This window comes from Schinkia acidoalkalinis (assembly GCF_054301215.1).
In genome coordinates this window covers 283,275-306,468 of record NZ_CP182573.1, presented here as the reverse complement: position 1 = coordinate 306,468, position 23,194 = coordinate 283,275, and the positions used below count along the sequence as shown (strand labels likewise).

The following is a 23,194-nucleotide window of genomic DNA, read 5'->3' as shown; positions in this document are numbered from 1 at the left end:
ATTATAATGAAGTATGATATGTAACCTTAACCAAAGGAGATTCTATGAAAAAATTCAAACCGATTCTCGAAATCATATGTTATATCGTGTTGCCAATTGTTATTTGGAAATATGGACGTGCGCCTTTAGGTGATTATTATGCGATGTTGTTGTCAACTGCTCCTGCGTTTGTCTATACTATTTGGAACTTTTTTAATGAACGTCAATTTAACGTTTCCGGTTTATATATAATGTCATCCCTGCTGATCAATACGATTTTAGACTTAGTTAGTGACTCAGCGGAGTGGATGCTGTGGAATGGAATTTATTTCAACTTTGGAATGATTGCCTTTTTACTATTTACTATCGCCATCAAAAAACCGATGGTTATGTATTTTCTAGTTGACGCCGCTTATGTACAAGGTACGCCTCGTGAGGAAAGCTTTAAAAAGTACAAATCAAAGGAACTTTTTAAATACTTCCAATGGTTAACAGCCTTTTTAGTTTTACGCGATGTGCTTGAGAGCGGTGTGAAAATTTGGTTGATTTATAAATACGGTGTCGATGGATATGGTAAAATTCTGATCACAATGAGAACGTTCGGATGGATTATGTCAGTTGTATTTGTAGGAGCCGTCATCTTTGTATTTAATAAAATCAGCCAGCATGCTGAAAAGGAAAAAGGTAACGAAGACGAAGAAGAGCTAGTTATTTAGAAATAATAAAAAACCACCTGCTTGCTGTGTAACCCCAGTGAGTAGGTGGTTTTATTTATTAAAAATCAAGCCTACTATTTGTCGAAAACGAAAAATAAAGGAAAGAGCCAACCATGATTCGGACAACCTTGATGGGGATATTGGGGAATTTTGACTTAATATAGGTTAATGCCTCTTTTTTTATCGTACGATTATAATCATCATCAAGTAAATGATCAGCCTTTTTTTTATTTAAAAATAAAATTGCCTCAAATCTTCCTCCATTTTCCTTAACTTCATGTTTTACAAATAAACTCATAAAAGCTCACCTTTTATACTGATATTTCCTTTAGCTTAGACATTTTTCGGAATAATATCCCGAGTCAACTTTCAATTTGGTATACTATTGGTATATTTATACAGAAGATTGAAATTCGACTGAGTAAAAATTCTCAAGAGGAGTGAGAGAATTGTTAGAAGATGAACGAATACTTTCGTTAGAGGAACGAGTTGCCGAATTAGAAAATGAGGTAGATGAGTTAAAAGCTGCTTTTAATAATGTTAAATCGAATCAACATTTGACAATGACAACATCAAAATCAGCATTTAATGAAAAGAAAAAAGGTTGGGAATCAATTAAAAAGACTCAAGAAACAAATAGTAAGGAAAAACCGGATATAGAAAAGCTGTTAACCCAAGTATGGCTGCCAAGGATTTTTATGGTAGTCATGTTATTAGGTGTGCTTTGGGGATTTAAGGTTGCTGTTGATTACGGATTTCTAACGCCTTTCGTTCGGATTATCCTCGGGTTTGGAGTCGGTGCCGCACTCATTTATTTTGGGCAAAAACAAATCCGAAATAATCGCGAGAAACTGGGGATTGTATTATTAGGCGGCTCTTATTCGATTCTTTTATTTACTACATTTGCAGCCAATACTTTATTCGGTTATATACCAGGGCCACTCGCGTTCATGATGAATATTATTTGGCTTGTACTTGGATTATTTTTTGCAATCAAGTATCAATCCCAAGCTTTGGGGGTTTTCATTGCCATCGGTGGATATTTCATTCCGTTCCTCATTGAAAGCACGAATCCAAACATTTGGATTTTTGCATTATATGAAACAATCCTTTATCTTGTTTTACTTTATTTTTCATTGCGAAAAAAGTTCATTGTTCTTTATTTAGTCGCCTTTGTACTTCTACATTTAACATTCTTTATTTATACGGTTACTGCGGGTTTCCTAAGTGATAATGAGCCGCTTGTTTACGGGATTATTGCGCAATTCTTATTTGTTACGGTCACCTATTTGAAAGGAAACTTGTATGAAAGAGAACAAGTGGCCACTTTATTTACAAGCTTCGTGTTCACAAGCGTATGGGTCAATGGTATTCTTTTTGAATTTTCAGCAGAACTGTTTGCCCTTATAACTACCATCGTTTTTCTCTTCATCTCTTATTATTTTAAAAAAGATAAGGAACGGATGGTGACAGCCTCTGTTGTGTCCGCTTTTGCACTCATAACGTGGCTGATCCATGTATTTGAGGGAGATGTTATACAGGTATTCCTCTTATTAGAAGGGGTGGCACTTATTTATCTCGGCTGGCAATTACAGTCGAAGCTGCAGCGATTCCTGGGGGCAATGATTTATTTCGTGGCTTACCTGATTGCCATTGAAAACAACTACTTACAATTATTTTCAATGGATTCAGTTATTTGGTTAACCCTTTTAGCGACAGTGGGATTCATCCTGTTTGGACTCTTAAAGTATGATAGAAACCTTAAAACTTTACTATGGTTTGTCGTTGGAGCAAATGTTATCGCGTGGCTTAGGTTCACGTACCTTTTGGTTCCTTTACTACTTGTGGGAATTGGCGAAAATATCATTCAAATGACAGTCTCCTTTGTTTGGGCGATTCTTGCAGTCATATTAGTTGTGCTTGGAGTAAAAAGAAATAAAAAAGCAGTTCGTCTAACAGGTGTTGCCTTGTTATTCATAGCTTTAAGTAAGGTTGTCTTTATTGATCTGTTCATGGTATCAATCGCGATACGTGCAATTTTATTCATCGGACTTGGTGTGATTGGTATTCTAATCTCAAGGATTTTCTACACCAAAAAGGATTGATATTCATTATGCAAGGGGCTGACAATTTGTCGGTCTCTTTTTTGCTTTGAAAAATATTCCACCAGACGATTAAAAAAATCATTTTTTTCACTTTTTTTTCATTTTGCACGGTTAACATGAAGAGTGTGGAGGGATGAAAATGAAAAAAAGGTTTTTATTACCAGCAGCCTTTTTACTTACTAGTAGTTTTTTAAGTTATGGACTAGTAGCAAAGGCAGACGATGATCACAAGGAAAAGGATTATTACAACTATAATAACGAGCAAAAATATGAACAGTCGGATTATGAAAAATATCGTGATGAAGAAGATGATGATGACAACTATGATTACTACGAAAAAGGCAACGGTGAGTATGAAAGACATCATGAAAAATACGACGATGATGACGATGACGAATACGAGGAATATGAACAGAATCAGGATTATTATTATTACGACCAACAGCAGCCGCAAATAAATGTTGTCAATGAATCTTGGTACAAATGGTCCAGGTCAGCAACTGAGCCAACTGAAACTACGGCACTGCCAATCAGTCAAGCTGGTGAAATCTCATTAAAATTGAATAATGAAGAGCCTATCACAGTCGGGGCGATTCCAAACGTTAGCCAGCTTTTAGTTCCTGTCGAAGAGGTTGCCAAATACCTTGGAGCAAAAACGGTCGTCTATCCAAATTCTGAAATTATTGAGATTAATAAGGGCAACATGCAGCTCATTGTTCGCAACAATACAAAAGTCGTTTATGAAAATATGAGAAAAACGCCGATGCAGGCACAGATGGTAAAGAAAAATGATGTGTACTATATGCCGATTTCAGTACTAGCAAATGGTCTGGGTTTTCAAATTAATGAAAAAACAACAAATAATCAAATTCTATTAGAAGGAGTTGCACAACTATGAACAATAAATGGATGAAATGGATTGTAGGTGTTGGTGGGATTTCGACCTTTACTCTATTTTTACAAACGATTGATGCCAATGATCAAGCATCCAATGCCAATGATGGCTATGCAGTAAACGAAAATACGAACGTAGTAAACACCCAAGATAGTGCTGCAATCAGTAAAGAAGAGCGGGAGCAGCAACTACTTGCCTTAAATTGGGATGAAAATAATTGGGATGTAGAATACAGCAATGAAACAATCGTAGCCACACCAAGAACACAGCAGCCTTATTTAGATCGTGCTCAGCAACGTACAAGGAGATCATGATGATCATGCAGGAACATTATTTTCAATGTAAAGCAATGGACACAATCATTGAAATAGCTGGAACTGGTACGATTGACTCTACTGAGTGGGAGCAGGAAATCAAAAATTGGTATGACCAATTTGAAAATATCTGCTCACGCTTTCGGCCAAATAGTGAGCTTTCTCTATTAAATAAAAAGCCAATGGAAACAGTGATTGGGATTGATCCGATGCTTTATGAAATTTTAAAAATAGCAATCGATTATATGAATCAAACCAATTTCTATTTTAACCCATTTCTTGGTACAGCTTTAAAAGCATATGGGTATAATAAAACCTTTAATGAAATAAAGGACCAAGCGGAATTACAAATCGAGCCCTTTCAGTTTGAATGGAATGTCCATGAGCCGTTAGTATTTTTACCGGTGATGAATGGTGTTATTAAGAAGGTAGATTATGATATTGACCTTGGTGGTATTGCCAAAGGGTGGAGTGTTGATAAAGTTGCCTCCATTGTTCAAGATTTGGGGTTGGAAAATGGAATTGTGAATGCTGGCGGTGATATCTTTGTTTGGGGCGAAGAGGAGAGAACAATCGGTGTGCAGCATCCAGATTCGAAATTTAGCGACAAAGATATCATTCAATTCCAGATCCGTAATGGTGGAATCGCAACGTCTAATACATTATACAGAAGCTGGAATGCAAACGGGGAACGAGTTCACCATATTTTAAATGGGAAAAAAGGGGTCCCATCAGAAAGTGAGATTGTCCAAGCGACGGTGTTTTCATCGTATACAAGAGAGGCTGATGTTTTGGCTAAAGTGTTATGTATGCATAATTTTAAGGATGCAGTACCGTGGTTAACTAAGCATTTTCCGCATGCAGGCTGCATTATTATTAAAAATGATGGTCAAATTGCCATGAGTCAATCTATTAAAAAATATGTTACAAGGATCGTGATGTAATATGACTTTACCAACATGGGAGCTTATTCGTGCCGCAGGCTTAACCTCTTATTTTTTACTATTTGTTTCGGCAGCGTGCGGCTTATTGTTTAGTATAAAAGCTGTAAAACCAAAGACAAATCAACTTTTGCAAATCACCCACCAATCTGCAGGCTGGCTTAGTTTACTGTTTGGTTTATTCCACGGCTTGCTTTTATACATTGACACTTATAAACCCTATACATTAACAGAAATTTTTATTCCATTTACAACTAAAGAAGATACATTATTAAATGGCTTCGGTACTATTTCATTCTACCTTTTAGTACTGCTATTCATATCGGGGGATGTAATGAAAAAGATTGGGGCAAAAGTATGGAGGAAGATTCATGGCTTGGCACTGCCATTGGTTATTATCGCCAGCGTCCATGGAATTTTATTAGGTACGGATGCTAGCAATGCATGGGCAATTATCCTTTATGCCGGAGCACTTGCAATCATCTTATCCTTATTAATTGTGAAACTACTTCTTTTAAAAGCAAAAACGAAAAAAGTAGCAAGCGTATAGGTAAAATTTTCTATATAATAGAGTTAAAAAGAAGACAAGGTGTTGGTTAAAAATGTTACTCCTTTTAGCTGAAGATGATAAACGATTGGGGAATCTTGTTGTCCATATGTTGAGAAAGGAAAAACATCAAGTTGATTGGGTGCTAAATGGGGTAGATGCGCTCCTTTATGCAAAAAATACTAATTATGACCTTATAATTTTAGATTGGATGATGCCGAAAAAAGATGGGATTACGGTTTGCAAGGAGCTTCGTGCGTGTGGCTATGACGGAGCGATTCTTATGGTAACGGCAAAGGACGGCTTGGAAGACCGCGTAAAAGGCCTTGATTATGGGGCAGATGACTATATTGTAAAGCCATTTGAATTTGCCGAACTATTTGCTAGAATCCGTGCACTGCAACGTAGAATCTCGAAACCATTAGTTCAAGAAGAAATCTTAACAGCTGGACCTATCAGGCTAAATGTAGTGACCCATGTTGTAGAAAAAGATGGACAGGAAATACAACTTACTCCAAAGGAATACCAGCTACTGGAATTGTTTTTACGTAACCCAAACCAAACATTGCCTAGGGATTTGTTGATCGATCGAATTTGGGGCTTTGACGCCGAAGTGAACAGCAATAATTTAGACGCCTTAGTTCGTTTATTAAGAAAAAAAATTGACGATGACGGACTTCACCTTATCCAAAATATTAGGGGAGTAGGTTATAAAATTGAAAAACAAGTTGTTTAACCACACCCAATGGCGTTTAACTCTATTATTTACGAGCTTTCTCATTATTTTTCTAATTTCATTTATTCTTATTACCTATTTTTCTTTGCTTTCGATTGTGACAAAGGACCAAAAAGAGAAAGCAATCGCTTTAGCCCATGATGAATGGAAGGACCATCGCGAGGATTTATTTGAATTTCATTTTAATGAAAAGGAGGATAGTGAGGATCAGGATGATTTAGAAGATATAGAAGAAAAAGATAAGCGTCCTAAAAGGGATGTTATCGAGTACAAACCGGAAAATGGAACGTTTTATTTTGTTGTATCAAATGATGGAACTTTAATTGACGGTGATGAAAACCATCCAGAGCTTCGAGATTCAATTTTAGCGAAAATCAAAGACTGGCAGCCAGTGGAGAATGAAGTAAAGCAAATTACGATTCAGTTAGAAGATGGATCAAAAGAAGATTTCCTTCTATCGGGACGACAACTTAATGAGCATGGTCGTTTTTTAGGGACGATATACGCAGGCACTAATATTTCAGAAGAGACAGCCGTTATCAAGACGCTACTATTAATCTTAATCGTTCTATCGATTATCTTTATCGCTGCCTCTGCATTACTAGGTTATTGGATGGCCGGTAGGGCAATGGTGCCGATTTCCAACGCATTTAAAAGGCAAAAAGAATTTACGGCGGACGCATCCCATGAATTAAGAACACCGCTTAGTATCATGCAATCATCATTAGAAGTAATTGAAGCGGAAGACCGCGAAAATTTATCACCATTTTCCGTTACAGTGTTGGATGATTTAAAAGATGAAGTAAAAAGAATGTCTCATTTAGTAAACGACTTATTATTCCTGGCACGTTCAGACCTTGGAAAAGAACAAATTAAAAAAGAATGGTTTTCATTAACGACTGTGATTGAAAGATTACAAAGGAAATTTCAATATGAAGCTGAAAAAGTCGATGTTCATTTGAGTGCTGCACTAGAAAACGAAATACAAGCATTTGGCGATGAGGAAAAAATAACACAATTGCTGTTTATCTTAGTTGATAATGCGATTAAATACAATGTGCCGGATGGGACGGTACAAGTATCAGCAGTGAAGGAAATTAATCAAATAAGAATTGATGTAGCGGATACTGGTGTAGGCATCCCGTATGAGCATCAGAAGAGAATCTTTGATCGATTTTACAGGGTGGACCAAGCAAGATCCAGGGAACAGGGTAGCAGTGGTATTGGGTTATCGATTGCCGATTGGATTGTCCAAGTTCATAAAGGCAGATTGGAAGTGAATAGTGTAGAGGGGAAAGGTACAACTTTTTCAATCTATTTGCCACTACCGAAAGAAAAAGAAAATAAAAATCAACCATAAAAAGGAGTTTCTGATGATGAATGTCTGGTCAAAAATAATAGTTGGAGGCATTGTTGCATTAATGCTTATGTTTGGTTTGTCACTGGCTGCTCAGCCTAGTTTTGCTGACGACGATGATGATCATGATGAATACCGAACAGGCGATCATTACAATGGGCGTTATGATGATAATGGTGAATACAACGGCGAATATGGTGAAGGGGAACATGAAAAAGAGGGCCCTTATGAGGAAGGCGGAAAATTACTGGGCTGGGGTACAGTCATTGCAATTGGCGGCGCGGGTGTTTTAATGCCCTTAAGAAGAGGCTCACGCAATCTAATCAAGAAATTTCCAAATGCTAAAAACAGGATTATCTCTGCTTTAAAACTAGTTAGTAAATCACATGTTTGGATTGGGGTGACTGCCCTATCCTTAAGTATCATTCACGGGGTGCTCATGTATCTCAATGAAGGGGAATTTGGTTTTCGTGAAATAGCAGGGACGATTTCAGTAGGTCTTATGGCGGTGGCCGCAATCTTTGGTGTCCTTTTAGTGAAAAACAAAGGCAGCCAACAATTTCGTTCCATCCATTTTGGCTTTCTAATTGTGGCGGTCCTAATCGGTGCCGTTCATGTTCTAATTGCATAAAACAAAAAAACGAATGCAGCTCATCAGCGCATTCGTTTTTTTTTGTGGTAGTTTAACATTGCCAACAAAAGGAAAATAGAATATGCTATCCATATGATATAAATTAAATAGCAAAGAGATAGCAGTAAAATAGCATGGTGAAAGGAGTGAAAAAGGTGACCGATCAAGCAAGGGTGCAATTGAATTTAAGAGTACCAAAGGAAACAATCCAAAAGCTTGATGAAATCGTTGAATTCTATCAACAGAATACCAAATTTGGCAGAGTTTATAAAGGGGATGTTCTTTCAGATATCATTGAGAAGGCCCATGCTTCAATGCTAAAACAGAGTCATTTTAATAAGCAATATTAAATTAAAGAAGACAAATTTGTAGAAAGGTAGGAAGAGAGGAGAAAAAAATGAAAAAATATAAAAAAAAGCCTATCATATTTTTGCTGACAGCCGTTTTACTTTTAATACCCCTATTTACTGAAACTACGAAGGCCGAAGAAAAAATAAACTTTTCATACATATATTCTGTGAGCAAGAAAGACTATATTAAACAAGTTGATCAGACAAATGGTGGCGTTGATGTCATCTCCCCAAACTATTATGATTTAGCAAAAGATGGGGGGTTAGTGGTCACAGCAAATTTTGATGGGAATTTCATTAAAGAAATGCATAACCGTGGTGTTAAGGTAGTCCCGTTTTTAAGTAATCACTGGGATAAGAATTTAGGGCTAAAGGCTTTAAAAAATAGCGAGCAGCTTGCAACGAAACTTGCTGCTGAAATAAAAAATAATGACCTTGATGGCATTAATATTGATATGGAGGGTCTTTCCAATACAGAAAGAGACAGCTTCAGCAAATTTGTAAAAGTGCTACGTGAAAAGATACCGTCAGAAAAAGAATTGTCTGTAGCAGTGGCAGCAAATCCAAGAGGCTTAACAAAAGGCTGGCATGGCAGCTATGATTATAAAAATCTTGCAAAATATGCCGACAATTTAATTATCATGGCTTATGATGAAAGCTATAGTGGCAGTGATCCAGGACCTGTTGCAAGCCTTGATTTCGTTGAAAAGTCCATTCAGTATGCTCTAAATCAAGGTGTGGATAATGATCAATTGCTCCTTGGTGTTCCATTTTACGGACGCATTTGGAGATTAGAAGATTTACAGAATCGTAAAGGTGTTGTTGGTGAAGGCATCTGGATGGATAAGACAGCTAGTTTACTAGAGAATTATGGCGGTACATTTGAATATGACCAGAATGAAGGCAGCTATGTTGGCCGCGTTACAATTAAAGAAAATGATCCACCATTTCGCTTATTTTCATGGAAAGAACCATTGAAACCTGGAAACTATGAAATTTGGTTTGATAATGACCAATCGATTCAAAAAAAGCTGGAATTAGTTAATAAATATAACCTTAAAGGTACCGCAAATTGGAGTTTAGGTCAGGAGTCCGCTACATTATGGGCCCAGTATAAAACATGGTTAAATCCAACACTTGTTGCTTCAGGTAATTCAAATGATGGAAGTTGGAGCAACCAAAATGGCAATAGCCAATATTCGAAAATAGATGTCATTATAAATGGGGAAGCACTAGCATTTGAAGATGAGGGGCCAATCATTGACTCAAACCGGACATTAGTACCACTTCGCGGGATATTCGAAGCACTCGGGGCGAAAGTTCAATGGGATTCGGAAAATCAAGAAATCACCGCAACAAATGGAGACAAGACCATTTGGTTAAAAGCAAATTCAAATATGACAAAAGTTGATGGTAAAGAGCAAACCATTGATGTACCAGCGCAAATTAGAAATGGCAGAACACTCGTGCCACTTAGATTTATCAGCGAAGCCCTCAATGCCAATGTGAATTGGGAAAGCAGTACAAATAAAATCTTTATTAATATGTAAGCAAAGCATAAAGATGTGGAGCATTGTTCCGCATCTTTTTTTATGGGTTTTGACCATTTTTTCAATATTTTAAATTGACAAACAAATAGGTTTACAAATTTGGTGTGGGAATCTATAGTTATTTTTATAACAACATTGAATTTCCAAAGAAAGGGAGAAGTTATGGAACACGAAAAAAGTGAGCGGATATGGACAAAGAGCTTTATTTTTTTATTTTTAAGCAATTTTTTACTTTTTTTAGCCTATTACGCTCTTATTACTGCTTTGCCAATTTATGTATTGGATGAACTGAAGGGAACAGAAGCACAGGCGGGGTTAGTTGTAACACTGTTATTAATATCGGCCATAATTGTTAGACCTTTCTCCGGAAAAATTTTAGAGACGTTTGGAAGAAAAGAGACACTTATTGTCAGTTTGATTTTTTATGTGATTGGTACATTTTTGCATCTCTGGATTATCAATTATTATGCGTTGATTGCCCTTCGCCTATTCCATGGAATTTGGTTCAGTATTCTTACGACTGCAACCTATGCGATTTCAGCGGATATTGTTCCAGAGCGTAGAAGAGGGGAAGGATTAGGATATTTTTCAATGTCAATGAACATTGCGATTGTTGCTGGTCCTTTTATTGCCATTGCACTTTTGCAAAAAGCAACCTTCAATACATTATTTATATTACTTTGTATATTAATGATTGGTACAGTTGGAATTGCGACTTTTATCCAGGTTCCCAAACATCACATGAAGCCATTACAGTTTAAAGTACACTTTAGTTTCCATGATTTATTTGAAAAACAAGCCATTCCGATTGCAATCATTGCTGGGTTGGTCACATTTTCTTATTCTAGCATCCTTTCATATATAACAATTTTTGCAAAATCACTAGGTTTATTAGAGGCTGCCAGCTATTTCTTTATTGTGTTTGCAGCTTCAATGCTCATTGCTCGACCGTTTGTCGGTCGTTTGTTCGATACGAAAGGACCGTTGATTGTCATCTATCCACTAATTGTTGCTTTTGCAATTGGGCTTTTCATGTTAACAGTTACGAAATCTGCAGGTTTATTATTAGCTGCTGCGGTTTTAATTGGTATTGGTTATGGCAGTTTAACGCCATGCTTACAAACATTGGCAGTACAGTTTGCCGGAAAAAATCGAAGCGGACATGCAACTGCAACGTTTTTAACTTTTTTTGATATCGGCATTGCCGTAGGAGCTTATGTGTTAGGGATAATCGTCACTCGATATAGCTTCTCAGCACTATTCTTTTTTGCAGGTGTCGTTGTGTTGGTTATGATGATTCTTTTTAAACCAATGTATGCTCGTTCACAAGCACCAACCACAGTACCATTTACGGGTGATGCCCCATTAGAGGTAAAAATGAAGTAAAAGAGATGCAAATTTATATAATGAAAGGTGATACTCTATGCTGAAAGGAATTCGAATAATTGATTTTTCTGCTTATTTACCAGGCCCCTATGCTACGATGCGTTTAGCAGATTTAGGCGCAGAGGTCATTAAAATTGAGCCGCCAACCGGAGATCCTGCCAGAACAACGGGGAAGTACTTATATCTGGCAAACAACCGTAATAAAAAAAGCATTTGTTTAAATTTGAAAGAAAATGAGGGCAGACAACTTGCCTTAGATTTAATTTGTCAAGGGGATGTTGTCATAGAAAGCTTCCGCCCGGGCGTCATGGAAAAGCTCGGTCTTGGTTATGAATCTATAAAAGTAAGAAAGCCGGATATCATTTACTGCTCACTTTCAGGTTATGGTCAACAAGGTTTCATGAGTTCTTTAGGCAGCCATGACCTAAATTACATGTCGATTAGCGGTATGTTGGCTCAATTAAAGGATGAAAACGGGAAGCCTGTCCATCCAACGAACACCTTCGCTGACTTGATTGGTGGAATAACTGCGAATGAAGCCATTTTAGCTGCGGTGTACAACCGCGAAAAAACAGGGGAAGGGCAGTACCTGGACATTTCTTTGGCAGACGTGATGGTATCGCTCATGGCTAATCATGTTCTAATTGAAAAGGAATCCAGCTACGAACATGGTGTTGACCTTTTATCTGGTATGATTATTAATTATGCTATTTATGAAACAAGTGACCATCGTTATGTTAGTCTAGCAGCTTTAGAGTCAAAGTTTTGGACCAACTTTTGTTTGGCTGTTAAAAAAGAAGAATGGATTGCTGCTTTTTTATCAAAAACCGAAGAAGACAATGTGGTTTACAAGGAAGTAAAACATCTTTTTCAAAGTAAGCCATTGCAGGAATGGACAAAATTTGGATTGGAAGTTGATTGCTGTTTAACTCCTATTCTAGAAACAAGTGAGCTTGCTAATTATCCATATATCAAAGAAAAAGAACTAATCGCTGAAGTGCATGGAAATAGATATGTAAAAACACAGCATCTCACATCACTATACAAAGCAACAAAACCTCCAACACTTGGGGAGTATAATGATGAAGTGAAAAGCAGCATCTTACATATACTTGAGTAAGAAATATACGCAGGCAATTTAAACTGGGATGTTTTAGAAGTGTCATATATTTACGGCACTTTTGAAGACATCCTTTTTGTTTTTTTGCGTTAAAATAGGTTAAGATATGTAGGAATACGATAAAAATGTTGAAGTAGGAGAAATGTTTTATGATTAAGATGATTTTTAGCGATTTAGATGGGACTTTACTTAGTATTGATAATAAAGTTCAAGATGATGATATAAAAGCGATACATAGGGCTTTAGGACATGGTATTGAATTCTGTTTGGCTTCGGGCCGTAAAGATATCGACATCCAAGCTGTTTCTAAGATGATTGGCTCGAACTTTCATCGTATCAGCCAAAATGGTGCCTTCGTTTTTTCCAACGAAAATCAAGAGCTTCATCGAACTTCCTTTGACCCAATGATTGCCAGAAAATTATATGAACGAATTTCGAATGAGAATGTGGTTACAATTCTCTCAACGATTGACAAAGAATACGTGGAAAAAAAGGACGGGATTATTTCTCAAATTGAAAAGAGGCTTTTCAGTCCGATTGTCGAAGATATTGAATTGAAAGGAAACATCGGAAAAAGCATTCATGCTTCTAAGATTATTATTAACGGTGACGAAGAGACTCTTCAAAAATTGCAAAAGGATTTAGCGGAAGCATACCCAAAAGAGTTAGACACCTTTATTTCAGAAACTCATATACTAGATGTAATGCCGAAAAATATCAGCAAAGGAAATGCGGTCCAAATCCTCCTAAAACACACAGGACTGAACGCAAATCAAATTGCTTGTATTGGGGACTCCTACAATGACATCCCGATGTTTCATTTAACTGATAATAGCTTTGCCATGGCAACGGCCCATCCTGAAGTAAAAAAAGAAGCCAACTATGTCGTTGATTCTGTTGCTGAGGCCATCCAGCAAATTTTGAAGTTACAACCAGCGGGTATAAAACGTTCATAATAGTTTTTCTCAAAGCGGGTTTTAATAGATAGGGGGAAAGTGTATGGGTCACCACCATGACCATCACCATCATGATCACCATCATGGGCATCACCATCACCATGGCCACGATCATATGAGAGAAGGAAATAAAAAGGGGCTTACCATTGCCCTTCTGATTACGGCTGGAATTATGTTATTGGAGTTTTTTGGAGGACTATTTACGAACAGCTTAGCATTGCTATCTGATTCTGGTCATATGCTTAGTGATGCTAGTTCACTAGCATTAAGTTTAGTTGCGATGTGGTTTGCAACAAGGCCACCATCTCCGAATAAAACATATGGCTTTTATCGCTTTGAAATATTGGCAGCATTATTTAATGGGGTTACGTTATTCGTCATTGCCGGTTTTATTATCTATGAGGCGTATGGTCGCTTTTTAGAGCCGCCTACTGTTGCGAGCGGATCGATGATTATAATTGCTGTTATTGGTCTCGCGGCAAATTTATTAAGTGCCTGGGCCATGTTCAGTAAAGGCGATGTAAAAGATAATGTCAATCTCAGAAGTGCCTATTTACACGTTCTAGGCGATGCTTTAGGTTCAGTTGGGGCAATCTTGGCCGGGATTATCATGTACTTTTTTCATTGGTACACAGCGGACCCGATTATTAGTGTGATTGTCGCCTTATTAATTTTAAAAAGTGCCTGGGGTGTAGTAAAACACACTGTTCATATTTTAATGGAGGGTACGCCAATAACCATTGATCAAGAAGAAGTAAATGCAGCACTGCAGCAAATTCCTGGTGTCATTAACATTCATGATCTTCATATTTGGACGATTACCTCCGGACTGGATTCTTTAAGCTGTCACTTGTTAATTGATGATGATAAAGACAGTCAAGTCATATTGCAAGAGGCGATTTCAATTATAGAAAGTAAGTTTAAAATCTTGCATACTACGATTCAAGTTGAAAAATCAAATCTGCAGCATGCTGAAACAGAAGTATAGCAATGTGGACCATCTTTTTTGATGGTCCGTTTTACATTAGCCGGTAATAATTTATGAAATTTTGCACTCCAACGCCGTGCTTTCCACTATTTTTCGGATAAACCATTCTGCATGTTCAACAACCTTAAATTTGTCATGATCCATGGAAGCTACATGATAAGAATTTTTTAGTTCCACGATCTCTTTTTGCCATGATGAAACATGATCATAAACATAATTCGTGCTTTCTGCAGGCACTACATGGTCCTCTATAGATTTAAACAAAAGTAGGGGACATGTTACTTCCGAAAGATTTGCCTTGCTAATTTCAATTACAGCTAATAGCTGTTTGATGGCATGAACTGGAACAAATGGATAGGTGATTTCAATCACACTGTCATCTTTTATATCAGGCTTTCCTTCAGGAACATATTGCAATGCTAGTTCATTTTTATATTGTTCATATCCTGGAACGGAAAAAGCAGCATTTAATGTAATTACACCACTAGGATTTACTTTTTTGGATAATAAAAGTGATAAGGCGCCACCCATTGACTGGCCAACAATAAATACATGGGAACATACCTTTTTTAGCTCGGAATAAGCATGTTCAAGTTCGGCAATCCAGTCTGCAAATGTTGTTTCTTCCATCTCTTTAAAATGTGTGCCATGGCCCTTTAATCGTGGTGCTAATACTGTAAAACCTTTAGCTGCCAACTCTAAACCCAAAAATTTAACACTTTGCGGAGTTCCAACGAAACCATGAATAAGTAAAATTCCAATTTCATTGCCTTTTATATAAAATGATTCTGCACCCGGAATAACTTGAAATTTTGTATTTGTCATTATAATCTCTCCATTTCTCATTGTCTACAAATAAAAAACTCCTTCTGCATCGTTGCAAAAGGAGTTCATTACAAACACTTTTATCAACCAAAGCAGGGCTTTGTTGGTAGGAGCACCTTGCCTATAGATAATAGGCAGGTTGCTGTGAAGTCATAGAGCCAAATCTCTCGTTCACTCTTGATAAGTCTTGATATTAACTTTTCCGATAAATTTACTATGTTTTAAATTTTAACATGGATTTTTTTATTTGTAAATAAGACAAACTAAAAAAACAAAATATAAAAGGGCACCTTCGTAAAGGTGCCCTGCGTATTGTGGCGATTGACTGCACGCCACATTCGTGCATTGCTTTAAAGCGTGTCAATCGACTTACACAATTCAGCTCATCGCATTTATTACTATACCATGAAAGTTGTTTGTGTTGCAACAAATAATTCTAGCCGGCTTTAAAGACAAAAAAATTAAAAAATTTCAATAAAAGTCTGTTAACCTTTGCCTTTTAGATTTACAATAGAGGGAGATTATTTCAAAAAATTATTTTTTTTTCGTACAAGGAGATGACACAGATGCTTGATCAAACAATTAGAGTTGATTTAAGCTCAACTAAGAAACCAAAGCCAGATGCAGATAAATTGCAATTTGGTAAAATTTTCACAGATCACATGTTTATTATGGATTATAAAGAAGGGCAAGGCTGGCATGATGCTAGAATTGTCCCATATCAACCGCTAACGCTAGAACCTTCCTGCGTGGTTTTCCATTATGGACAAACGGTTTTTGAAGGAATGAAAGCTTATGTCACAAAAGACGGTGAGGTTCAATTATTTAGACCTGATATGAACTTCAAGAGATTAAATCGTTCCAATGACAGATTAGTCATTCCGCATATCGATGAAGAGTTTGCCTTAGAAGCATTAAAAAAATTAGTATCAATCGATAAGGAATGGGTTCCAACAGTGGATGGAACTTCACTTTATATTCGACCATTTGTTATTGCTACTCAACCGTACCTAGGTGTGGCACCATCAACACAATATATGTTTATTATCATCATGTCACCGGTAGGTGCTTATTATAAAGAAGGTTTAAATCCGGTGAAAATCCAGGTAGAAGATGAATATGTACGTACAGTAAAAGGTGGTACTGGTGAAGCGAAAACAGGTGGAAACTATGCTGCCAGCTTAAAAGCCCAAGAAATATCTGGGGGAAAAGGCTACTCACAAGTTCTCTGGCTAGATGGTAAAGAGCATAAGTATGTAGAAGAAGTTGGAAGCATGAACATCTTCTTCAAACTTGATGGTAAAGTTGTAACACCTGAGCTAAGCGGTAGTATTTTACCAGGTATTACTAGAGACTCCATCATCCAGGTTCTTAAATACTGGAATGTACCTGTAGAAGAGCGAAAAATCGCAATCGAAGAGATTTATGAAGCCCATGCCAATGGTAAGCTGGAAGAAGTATTTGGCACAGGAACTGCTGCCGTTATTTCACCAGTTGGCGAATTATTATGGAAAAATGAAAAAGTTATTGTTAACGGTGGAGAGATTGGAGAACTTTCTCAAAGGCTTTACGATACATTAACCGGTATTCAATATGGCAAAGAGGAAGACCCATTTGGCTGGACTGTAAAAGTAGATTAATGAACAAAAAAGGAGCTGATCAAAGTCAGCTCCTTTCATTACTTTAGCACCAGCGCCAATTGACTAATAAACGTCGCTAAGCTAGCCTAAGCTTTTTTAATACCCAACCTCAACGGCTGCTATGACGATATACATTTGGTCGTTTTTGTCTCCTTTTTCCTCTAAAACAATACCGCTGGTCGTAAGCATCCCACCATCGACAACTTCTACTGTTATTTTACCAAATGGCAGAGCTTTTTTAACCGTTTCAATATCGAGTTTTTCTTTGTCACAAGGGACTGCAAGTCTTACATTGACGCACATATTGTCGAGGCTGTTATTTGGCAATACAGAACGAATACCAGGCATTGAATTATAATGAATGGCATTTTTCACAGCCCGGACAGCTGCACGAGTAATATCCTGACCATGTACATCGATCCCCATGCCTGTTTCTATAAACATCATTTTTTCCAACAAAACCAATCCTTCCTACTAACTTTTTATTATATTTCCATTATAAAGAAATGTATTAATGAAAGAAAGCAATTACGTTTGGATATCAATTGTGAACAATAATCGTCATTTATAGAAAATCCATTGTGGTTTGTATAAAATATTCCTTATAATAATTAGAATTGCGATAAACCGAGGGGAGAAGCACAATGAAGAAAATTGTAGCAATAGTAATTGTATTATTTGCAGCATTGATTGGATGGCTCTATTATATCAATTTGACAAATATCGATGAATTTAGATTAAATGGCTACACGATGATTCCAAAAGACAAGGTCCAAGTGAAAGACCCAATGTATGTGAGCTTTGACATGAATTATCATGGGAACGGAAAACCAATAATTAAAGCCATTCGCTTTATAAAAACAGATGGGTCATTTTTAGAAAAAGAAGATGAGAATATGGCTGTAACAAGCTATATTGATGAAAAAGGAGCAACCCTTGCCAATGCGAAGGGGCCACTCTCAGAGGCTGAAGCGAAACAATTAAACCTGCTTGAGAATTATACTCCTATTGAAAATTATCAAGTCAATCAAAAAAGTGTAAATGTTGTGGTAAAAGTAATGATTAAAAATCCAAACTATACGAATAATTTATCCGCTATCGAAATCGATTATGAATTACTAGGATCAAAAGAAACAAAGCAAATTTTATTTTCTGGATTTGTAGAAGAATAATAATATTTACAGGGTGACCCCAGATTTGGTCACTCTTTTTTCATAATTTGATGACATTTTGTGTATAAGTTTGTCGAATATAAAGTTATAATAAAGGTTGAATATTTCCATTATCCTAGAAAAAAATTTAAGTAGAGAGGTTTAAAAATGGGTGAATTCTCATTATCTATTCTTATTGATGTTATTGGCGAATTATTTTCGGATGAAACTTCGATTGCCGTATCCAGTGCCGACAAATACATTTATTATCGCCCAAGTAAACGCATTAATTTAAAAATTAAGCCAGGTGATCTCGTTAAGGAAGGCACAATCACACATAAAGCATTGCAGAACGGCCAAAAAGTTTCGGAGTTTATTAGTCGCGACGTCTTTGGCGTACCTTATTATGGCATGGCTGTTCCTTTTTCTATTAAGGGAAAACAAGGATGCGTGACAGCGGTATTTCCAACATTATCAAGTGCAACATCTGTTGTGACAGTGAAAGTAAATGAAGGCTGGATTCCTGTTCCATTTGATAAGGTCATCTACTTAGAAGCAAAAAATCGCAAAACATATGTCATCACAGAGGATTGCTCTGGCACACACAAAGATTCATTAAATGAGTTTGACTATTACTTGCCAAAAGAAAAATTTATAAGATGTCATCGCTCTTTTATCGTAAATGTAACGCAAATTAAGATGATTCAACCGGATACCCATTCGACTTTTCTACTGGAAATGAGTGACGGAACCGAAATTCCTGTTAGTCAATCGTATTCCAGTTACTTCAGAAAGTTATTAGGGGTGTAAAAGTATTCTGTTTCATCCCTATTTCTTCTGTTGTATAACATGAATTTGCTATCCTAAAATCAGATGAATTTTTAAAATCTTCTGTTTCATCCTAAAATTCGCTGTTTCATCCGAAATTTTTATAATTCTATCCAAAATTCAGCTTATTGCGACAAATTTCCTGTAAAATGTGTATAAATAACATCTACAATAACATCTACAGGGGGGAAGTAGAAGTGGAGAATTATAAAAATCGTATTCAGAATGAAGAACTTCTAAATCGTGTTGTTACTGCTGAAGAAGCAGCTAGTTGGATTGAAGATGGGATGACTTTGGGGTTAAGTGGTTTCACTAGAGCTGGGGATGTAAAAGAAGTACCGCGCGCATTAGCAAAACGTGCTGAAAATGAATCATTTAAAGTAAGTGTTTATACAGGGGCATCATTAGGGGCTGGTACAGACAAATTACTTGCTGAATCAGGAATTTTACAAAAGCGTTCACCATTCCAAGCGGATCCATCAATGCGTAAGAAAATTAATGAAGGCGATTTCTACTTTGTTGATACACATCTTTCACAAGTAGCCGAATTAATTCGTGCTGGTATTGTGAACATCGATTATGCTGTGTTGGAAGCGGTTTCTATAACAGAAGATGGAATGATTATTCCAACTACACAAGTGGGAAATTCAGGTATATTCGCAGAGCATGCTAAAAATATTATTGTTGAAATTAATATGGCGCATCCAGAATCTTTTATAGGTGTTCATGATGTTTATGATCCTGGTATGCAAGGGCAGCGTCAACCAATTCCATTAACAAAACCATCTGATCGAATTGGTACAATTGGTATTCCAGTTGATATGAATAAGATTAAAGGTATTGTTATCACAAATGAAATGGATTCACCATCTAATATTGTTCCTCCAGATGAGGAAACGCAAATCATGGCAAATCATTTAATGGAATTTTTAAGAAAAGAAATCGCAGCAGGACGTTTAACAAATAGCCTTGCACCGCTTCAATCAGGCATTGGCTCAGTTGCAAATGCGGTTCTTCACGGTTTAATTGAATCTGAGTTTGAAGATTTAGAAGTTTACTCAGAAGTATTACAAGATGCTGTATTTGATTTACTTGATGCAGGTAAAGTTAAGTTCGCTTCTTGTTGTTCAATTACAATCTCAGAAGAAAAAATGAAGGAAGTTTTCGGAAACTTTGAAAAATACAAAGATCGCTTAATGCTAAGACCGCAAGAAATTTCTAACCATCCAGAGTTAATTCGCCGTATGGGATTAATTTCAATTAACACTGCACTAGAGGTTGATATCTACGGTAACGTGAATTCAACACATGTACGCGGCACACATATGATGAACGGTATCGGTGGTTCTGGTGACTTTGCTCGTAATGCACGCTTAGCTATCTTTGTAACAAAATCAATTGCAAAAGGTGGCGACGTTTCAAGTATCGTTCCTTTCGTACCACATGTTGACCATACAGAACATGATGTTGATGTAATTGTTACAGAACAAGGCTATGCTGATTTGCGTGGACTAGCACCAAGAGAGCGTGTTGAATTAATGATTGAAAACTGCGCACACCCATCTTACCGTGCACAATTACGTGACTACTATTACGAAGCACTAGCAAAAGGTGGTCAAACACCACATGTGTTAGAAAAAGCATTCTCATGGCATACAAACTTCGAGAAAACTGGTACAATGCTTGAGCCAGTTTTGGAGCCAACTTCAACAAAATAATAAATCGATTAACGAATGCAGATTCTGAGCAATTGCTCAGAATCTGCATTTTTTTACCTAACTTCTGGAATTTTTGTACAAATTTATGAAAAACCATGAAACCTTTTCCACCCTGATCTCGTCTATATAGATTGTAGGAAAAATTTAGGAGGAGCGGAGGAGGTTTATAAGTGGAATTTAAAAAAATTAGTGCCATTACATTATCATCGGCCATTGTTTTATCTGGGGTATTGCCAGTAACAAGCACAGCAGCGGAAACGAAAAGTGTTGTAGTTTCACAGCAGGAAGTGCCTGCACATGAATCAGAAAACAATACTGTCGATAAGGAAAAATTAATTGCGAAAGTAAAGGAATTGTTTCCAAATCAATTTGATATGGTGAAGAGCTCCGATTTTAATGTTAGCTTTAATCCATCAAGACTAGGCATAGGGACGGAAACTTACAACCTGGATTTTTTAAAAGAAATGGGCCCCAATAAGTATTTGAATGGTCATTTCGAATTTGCTGGAAAAGACTTGACATTAGTTTCTTACTATTATGATCCTGTTGATAAGAAGGATGCCTTATTTCCAGCTAAAGTAACAAAAGAAGAGGCACAAAAAATTTCTGCCGCGTTTTTAGGGAAAATAAAGCTAAAAGGCAAATACCAATTATCAGATGAAAACTTCGACTTTTTATCAAATATGAACCGACCTTTAACTGAACCCATCATGTATCAGTTTACATATGATAAGTTAGAAAATGGGGTTCCTGTTCAAAACAAAAATGCCAACGTCACGGTGCTCGGAAATGGAGAAGTGACACAATTTTATTACGGCTATGTAAATGAAGAAAAAAATGCCGTTTTCGAAAGTAAGGACCAGGTCATTGGAAAGAATGATGCCTTACAACTATTGACTGACAACCTACAAATTGATTTGCGTTATTTAATTGACTATGACTATATGAATGACAAAGCATCGGTCAAGCTGACTTATGTGCCGAATCCAGCTATCGGCGGTATTCACGCTAAAACGAAGGAGTTCGCAGTTGGCGATAAATTTTACAAAGAGATGCCAAAAAAACAAGTGATCAAGATGGTAAGCGGTCAAAGTGCGGCGAAAACGGATAAGGGAATCTCTAAGGAAGATGCCAAGTTATTAGCCGAAAAATTACTCAAGCCTAAACAAGACAATGTAAAGCTGCAGATTGAGGGTATCGAAGAAACAGATCGTAATGGTATAAAGATCTATAGCATCAATTTTATGTACTATACTGGCACAGGTGGCAGTGGCTCTTCAATTGATATCAATAAAGAAACAGGTGAAATTGTTAATTACCACAACCCAAATCGAGATTTTTATTTCATGGACCAACAAGACAATAAAAATGTAAAGCCAAAACTGACAGAAGAACAAGCGCTTAAAAAGGCGGTCGAGTATTTGAAGCAGTATGAACCATCCAATCTAAATCAATACGCATATCCACTTGACGGCACAGATACCATCTATCAAAAGGAAGTTAATGAATATTACATCAACTTCCCGCGTATTAAAGACGGAATTATTGTGAGCGGTAATGGTCTAAGTGTTAGTGTCTCGGCAGAGGACGGAGAGCTTTATTCTTTGAATGTAAATTATAATAAAGTAGACAAATGGCCGGATATAACAAAGGCTGTTGACCGTGAGAAGGCATTAGCTGCATTAAAAGAAAATTTAGATGTTAAACTAATGTATGTTACCAATTCTCCTATTGGGAATGAAAAGTATCGATTAGTGTATACCGTTAAGCAAAAAGATATGATGACTTATTTCGATGCAATGAGCGGAACTTGGCAAAGATATTCCTATGCAGGGGAAGGAGTTGCAAAAGCAAAGCCTGCTATTGCCCATCCTTGGGCTAGTGAAGAGTTGAACTTTTTACTAGATGCGAATATCATCAAGGTGGACGATCCGGCTTCCTTAAATGCGGACAGGACTATTTCAAAAGGTGAAGCACTTGAAATATTATACAAGTCATTAGCTAATTATTATGATTACGGTCCACGCATCGGGGATGCTGGGCAGGAAAAGAAGCAGACATTTGAAAATATTAAGCCTGATCATCCATTATACAATATTGTTGAACGTGCAGCCGAAATAAAAATCATTGATCCAACGGTGAAAACATTTAACACAGAAGAAAAGCTGACAAAAGAGGAGCTAGCCTATTGGTATGCCCGAGCGTTAGGACTTGAGGTCGTGGCTGAACACGATGAAATCTTTGCCATGAACTTTACTGATACAAAGGAAATGAATGAAAAATATAAAGGCCATATCGCTTTAATCAGCGGTCTCGATATTTTTACAAAAAACGCAAAAGGGCAATTTGAGCCGAAAAAAGAGGTAACTTTGGCTGAATTAGCTGTTTCCAATGTTCGCCTAGCGAAAATAGCAGCGGAAATGAATGTTAATTTTAGATAATAGGTGAAAATGATAAAGGT

The 23,194-nt window shown here is 36.8% G+C and carries 23 protein-coding genes and 1 riboswitch; of the genes, 20 read left to right on the top strand and 3 right to left on the bottom strand.

Annotated features, from left to right (window positions below):
* Positions 1 to 44 precede the first annotated feature (44 nt).
* Entirely contained in the window at positions 45 to 695 is a 651-nt protein-coding gene (locus tag ACNQFZ_RS01500; RefSeq protein WP_458413602.1) for a VC0807 family protein, read from the top strand.
* Positions 696 to 753: 58 nt separating this feature from the next.
* Here ACNQFZ_RS01500 and ACNQFZ_RS01495 read toward each other — a convergent pair whose 3' ends face one another.
* On the bottom strand, positions 754 to 993 hold the full coding sequence (locus tag ACNQFZ_RS01495; RefSeq protein ID WP_458413601.1) for a hypothetical protein: 240 nt from the start codon (positions 991 to 993) through the stop codon (positions 754 to 756).
* A gap of 151 nt (positions 994 to 1,144) precedes the next feature.
* Here ACNQFZ_RS01495 and ACNQFZ_RS01490 point away from each other — a divergent pair, with 151 nt between their 5' ends.
* From ACNQFZ_RS01490 to ACNQFZ_RS01425, 14 genes are all read left to right on the top strand, one after another.
* Positions 1,145 to 2,800 (top strand): DUF2339 domain-containing protein, encoded by a 1,656-nt coding sequence (locus ACNQFZ_RS01490; RefSeq protein WP_458413600.1) that lies wholly within the window; start codon positions 1,145 to 1,147, stop codon positions 2,798 to 2,800.
* Between the two features lie 139 nt (positions 2,801 to 2,939).
* Entirely contained in the window at positions 2,940 to 3,698 is a 759-nt protein-coding gene (locus ACNQFZ_RS01485) for a stalk domain-containing protein (protein WP_458413599.1), read from the top strand.
* On the top strand, positions 3,695 to 4,009 hold the full coding sequence (locus tag ACNQFZ_RS01480; protein ID WP_458413598.1) for a hypothetical protein: 315 nt from the start codon (positions 3,695 to 3,697) through the stop codon (positions 4,007 to 4,009). Before ACNQFZ_RS01485 ends, ACNQFZ_RS01480 begins: the two co-directional genes overlap by 4 nt.
* Entirely contained in the window at positions 4,006 to 4,953 is a 948-nt protein-coding gene (locus tag ACNQFZ_RS01475; RefSeq protein WP_458413597.1) for an FAD:protein FMN transferase, read from the top strand. The genes ACNQFZ_RS01480 and ACNQFZ_RS01475 overlap by 4 nt, the downstream gene beginning before the upstream one ends.
* Before the next feature lies 1 nt (position 4,954).
* Positions 4,955 to 5,500 (top strand): ferric reductase-like transmembrane domain-containing protein, encoded by a 546-nt coding sequence (locus tag ACNQFZ_RS01470; protein ID WP_458413596.1) that lies wholly within the window; start codon positions 4,955 to 4,957, stop codon positions 5,498 to 5,500.
* 52 nt (positions 5,501 to 5,552) lie between these two features.
* Positions 5,553 to 6,233, top strand: coding sequence for a response regulator transcription factor (locus tag ACNQFZ_RS01465; protein WP_458413595.1), 681 nt, complete (start codon positions 5,553 to 5,555; stop codon positions 6,231 to 6,233).
* Positions 6,214 to 7,593 (top strand): sensor histidine kinase, encoded by a 1,380-nt coding sequence (locus ACNQFZ_RS01460; protein ID WP_458413594.1) that lies wholly within the window; start codon positions 6,214 to 6,216, stop codon positions 7,591 to 7,593. The genes ACNQFZ_RS01465 and ACNQFZ_RS01460 overlap by 20 nt, the downstream gene beginning before the upstream one ends.
* 13 nt (positions 7,594 to 7,606) lie before the next feature.
* Positions 7,607 to 8,221: a ferric reductase-like transmembrane domain-containing protein gene (locus ACNQFZ_RS01455; RefSeq protein ID WP_458413593.1), complete on the top strand. Its 615-nt coding sequence runs from the start codon at positions 7,607 to 7,609 to the stop codon at positions 8,219 to 8,221.
* A gap of 155 nt (positions 8,222 to 8,376) precedes the next feature.
* Entirely contained in the window at positions 8,377 to 8,571 is a 195-nt protein-coding gene (locus tag ACNQFZ_RS01450; protein ID WP_458413592.1) for a hypothetical protein, read from the top strand.
* Positions 8,572 to 8,618: 47 nt separating this feature from the next.
* Complete coding sequence (locus tag ACNQFZ_RS01445) at positions 8,619 to 10,121, top strand: stalk domain-containing protein (RefSeq protein ID WP_458413591.1); 1,503 nt, start codon at positions 8,619 to 8,621, stop codon at positions 10,119 to 10,121.
* Positions 10,122 to 10,283: 162 nt separating this feature from the next.
* A complete protein-coding gene (locus ACNQFZ_RS01440) occupies positions 10,284 to 11,507 on the top strand; it encodes an MFS transporter (protein ID WP_458413590.1) in 1,224 nt (407 codons plus the stop codon).
* A 37-nt stretch (positions 11,508 to 11,544) separates the two neighbouring features.
* Entirely contained in the window at positions 11,545 to 12,627 is a 1,083-nt protein-coding gene (locus tag ACNQFZ_RS01435) for a CaiB/BaiF CoA transferase family protein (RefSeq protein WP_458413589.1), read from the top strand.
* 149 nt (positions 12,628 to 12,776) lie between these two features.
* Positions 12,777 to 13,583: an HAD family hydrolase gene (locus ACNQFZ_RS01430; protein WP_458413588.1), complete on the top strand. Its 807-nt coding sequence runs from the start codon at positions 12,777 to 12,779 to the stop codon at positions 13,581 to 13,583.
* Positions 13,584 to 13,626: 43 nt separating this feature from the next.
* Positions 13,627 to 14,571, top strand: coding sequence for a cation diffusion facilitator family transporter (locus ACNQFZ_RS01425; protein ID WP_458413587.1), 945 nt, complete (start codon positions 13,627 to 13,629; stop codon positions 14,569 to 14,571).
* Between the two features lie 51 nt (positions 14,572 to 14,622).
* Here ACNQFZ_RS01425 and ACNQFZ_RS01420 read toward each other — a convergent pair whose 3' ends face one another.
* Positions 14,623 to 15,396: an alpha/beta hydrolase gene (locus tag ACNQFZ_RS01420; protein ID WP_458413586.1), complete on the bottom strand. Its 774-nt coding sequence runs from the start codon at positions 15,394 to 15,396 to the stop codon at positions 14,623 to 14,625.
* Positions 15,397 to 15,473: 77 nt separating this feature from the next.
* Positions 15,474 to 15,583, bottom strand: a riboswitch (SAM riboswitch).
* 379 nt (positions 15,584 to 15,962) lie between these two features.
* Here ACNQFZ_RS01420 and ACNQFZ_RS01415 point away from each other — a divergent pair.
* Positions 15,963 to 17,036: a branched-chain amino acid aminotransferase gene (locus ACNQFZ_RS01415; RefSeq protein ID WP_458413585.1), complete on the top strand. Its 1,074-nt coding sequence runs from the start codon at positions 15,963 to 15,965 to the stop codon at positions 17,034 to 17,036.
* Positions 17,037 to 17,132: 96 nt separating this feature from the next.
* Here ACNQFZ_RS01415 and ACNQFZ_RS01410 read toward each other — a convergent pair whose 3' ends face one another.
* The gene (locus ACNQFZ_RS01410; protein WP_458415274.1) at positions 17,133 to 17,492 is read right to left on the bottom strand and encodes a Lin0512 family protein; all 360 of its coding nucleotides are present in this window, start codon (positions 17,490 to 17,492) and stop codon (positions 17,133 to 17,135) included.
* Positions 17,493 to 17,680: 188 nt separating this feature from the next.
* Between ACNQFZ_RS01410 and ACNQFZ_RS01405 the strand changes: the two genes are divergently transcribed.
* The 4 genes from ACNQFZ_RS01405 (at position 17,681) to ACNQFZ_RS01390 (ending at position 23,174) form a co-directional block, all read left to right on the top strand.
* Positions 17,681 to 18,208, top strand: coding sequence for a hypothetical protein (locus ACNQFZ_RS01405; protein WP_458413584.1), 528 nt, complete (start codon positions 17,681 to 17,683; stop codon positions 18,206 to 18,208).
* Positions 18,209 to 18,355: 147 nt separating this feature from the next.
* A complete protein-coding gene (locus tag ACNQFZ_RS01400; RefSeq protein WP_458413583.1) occupies positions 18,356 to 18,997 on the top strand; it encodes a LytTR family DNA-binding domain-containing protein in 642 nt (213 codons plus the stop codon).
* Between the two features lie 215 nt (positions 18,998 to 19,212).
* Positions 19,213 to 20,733 carry an acetyl-CoA hydrolase/transferase family protein gene (locus ACNQFZ_RS01395; protein ID WP_458413582.1) on the top strand — a complete coding sequence of 507 codons (1,521 nt, stop codon included), beginning with the start codon at positions 19,213 to 19,215 and terminating at the stop codon, positions 20,731 to 20,733.
* Positions 20,734 to 20,903: 170 nt separating this feature from the next.
* Positions 20,904 to 23,174 (top strand): YcdB/YcdC domain-containing protein, encoded by a 2,271-nt coding sequence (locus ACNQFZ_RS01390; RefSeq protein WP_458413581.1) that lies wholly within the window; start codon positions 20,904 to 20,906, stop codon positions 23,172 to 23,174.
* The last annotated feature ends 20 nt before the right edge of the window (positions 23,175 to 23,194 follow it).

Bases quoted from the DNA above. Each gene is read 5' to 3' on its own strand.
- ACNQFZ_RS01500 (WP_458413602.1), top strand. From the start codon at position 45: ATGAAAAAATTCAAACCGATTCTCGAAATCATATGTTATATCGTGTTG.
- ACNQFZ_RS01470 (WP_458413596.1), top strand. From the start codon at position 4,955: ATGACTTTACCAACATGGGAGCTTATTCGTGCCGCAGGCTTAACCTCT.
- ACNQFZ_RS01465 (WP_458413595.1), top strand. From the start codon at position 5,553: ATGTTACTCCTTTTAGCTGAAGATGATAAACGATTGGGGAATCTTGTT.
- ACNQFZ_RS01440 (WP_458413590.1), top strand. From the start codon at position 10,284: ATGGAACACGAAAAAAGTGAGCGGATATGGACAAAGAGCTTTATTTTT.
- ACNQFZ_RS01475 (WP_458413597.1), top strand. From the start codon at position 4,006: ATGATGATCATGCAGGAACATTATTTTCAATGTAAAGCAATGGACACA.
- ACNQFZ_RS01485 (WP_458413599.1), top strand. From the start codon at position 2,940: ATGAAAAAAAGGTTTTTATTACCAGCAGCCTTTTTACTTACTAGTAGT.
- ACNQFZ_RS01425 (WP_458413587.1), top strand. From the start codon at position 13,627: ATGGGTCACCACCATGACCATCACCATCATGATCACCATCATGGGCAT.
- ACNQFZ_RS01400 (WP_458413583.1), top strand. From the start codon at position 18,356: ATGGGTGAATTCTCATTATCTATTCTTATTGATGTTATTGGCGAATTA.
- ACNQFZ_RS01430 (WP_458413588.1), top strand. From the start codon at position 12,777: ATGATTAAGATGATTTTTAGCGATTTAGATGGGACTTTACTTAGTATT.
- ACNQFZ_RS01445 (WP_458413591.1), top strand. From the start codon at position 8,619: ATGAAAAAATATAAAAAAAAGCCTATCATATTTTTGCTGACAGCCGTT.
- ACNQFZ_RS01435 (WP_458413589.1), top strand. From the start codon at position 11,545: ATGCTGAAAGGAATTCGAATAATTGATTTTTCTGCTTATTTACCAGGC.
- ACNQFZ_RS01455 (WP_458413593.1), top strand. From the start codon at position 7,607: ATGATGAATGTCTGGTCAAAAATAATAGTTGGAGGCATTGTTGCATTA.
- ACNQFZ_RS01420 (WP_458413586.1), bottom strand. From the start codon at position 15,396: ATGACAAATACAAAATTTCAAGTTATTCCGGGTGCAGAATCATTTTAT.
- ACNQFZ_RS01480 (WP_458413598.1), top strand. From the start codon at position 3,695: ATGAACAATAAATGGATGAAATGGATTGTAGGTGTTGGTGGGATTTCG.
- ACNQFZ_RS01495 (WP_458413601.1), bottom strand. From the start codon at position 993: ATGAGTTTATTTGTAAAACATGAAGTTAAGGAAAATGGAGGAAGATTT.
- ACNQFZ_RS01415 (WP_458413585.1), top strand. From the start codon at position 15,963: ATGCTTGATCAAACAATTAGAGTTGATTTAAGCTCAACTAAGAAACCA.
- ACNQFZ_RS01405 (WP_458413584.1), top strand. From the start codon at position 17,681: ATGAAGAAAATTGTAGCAATAGTAATTGTATTATTTGCAGCATTGATT.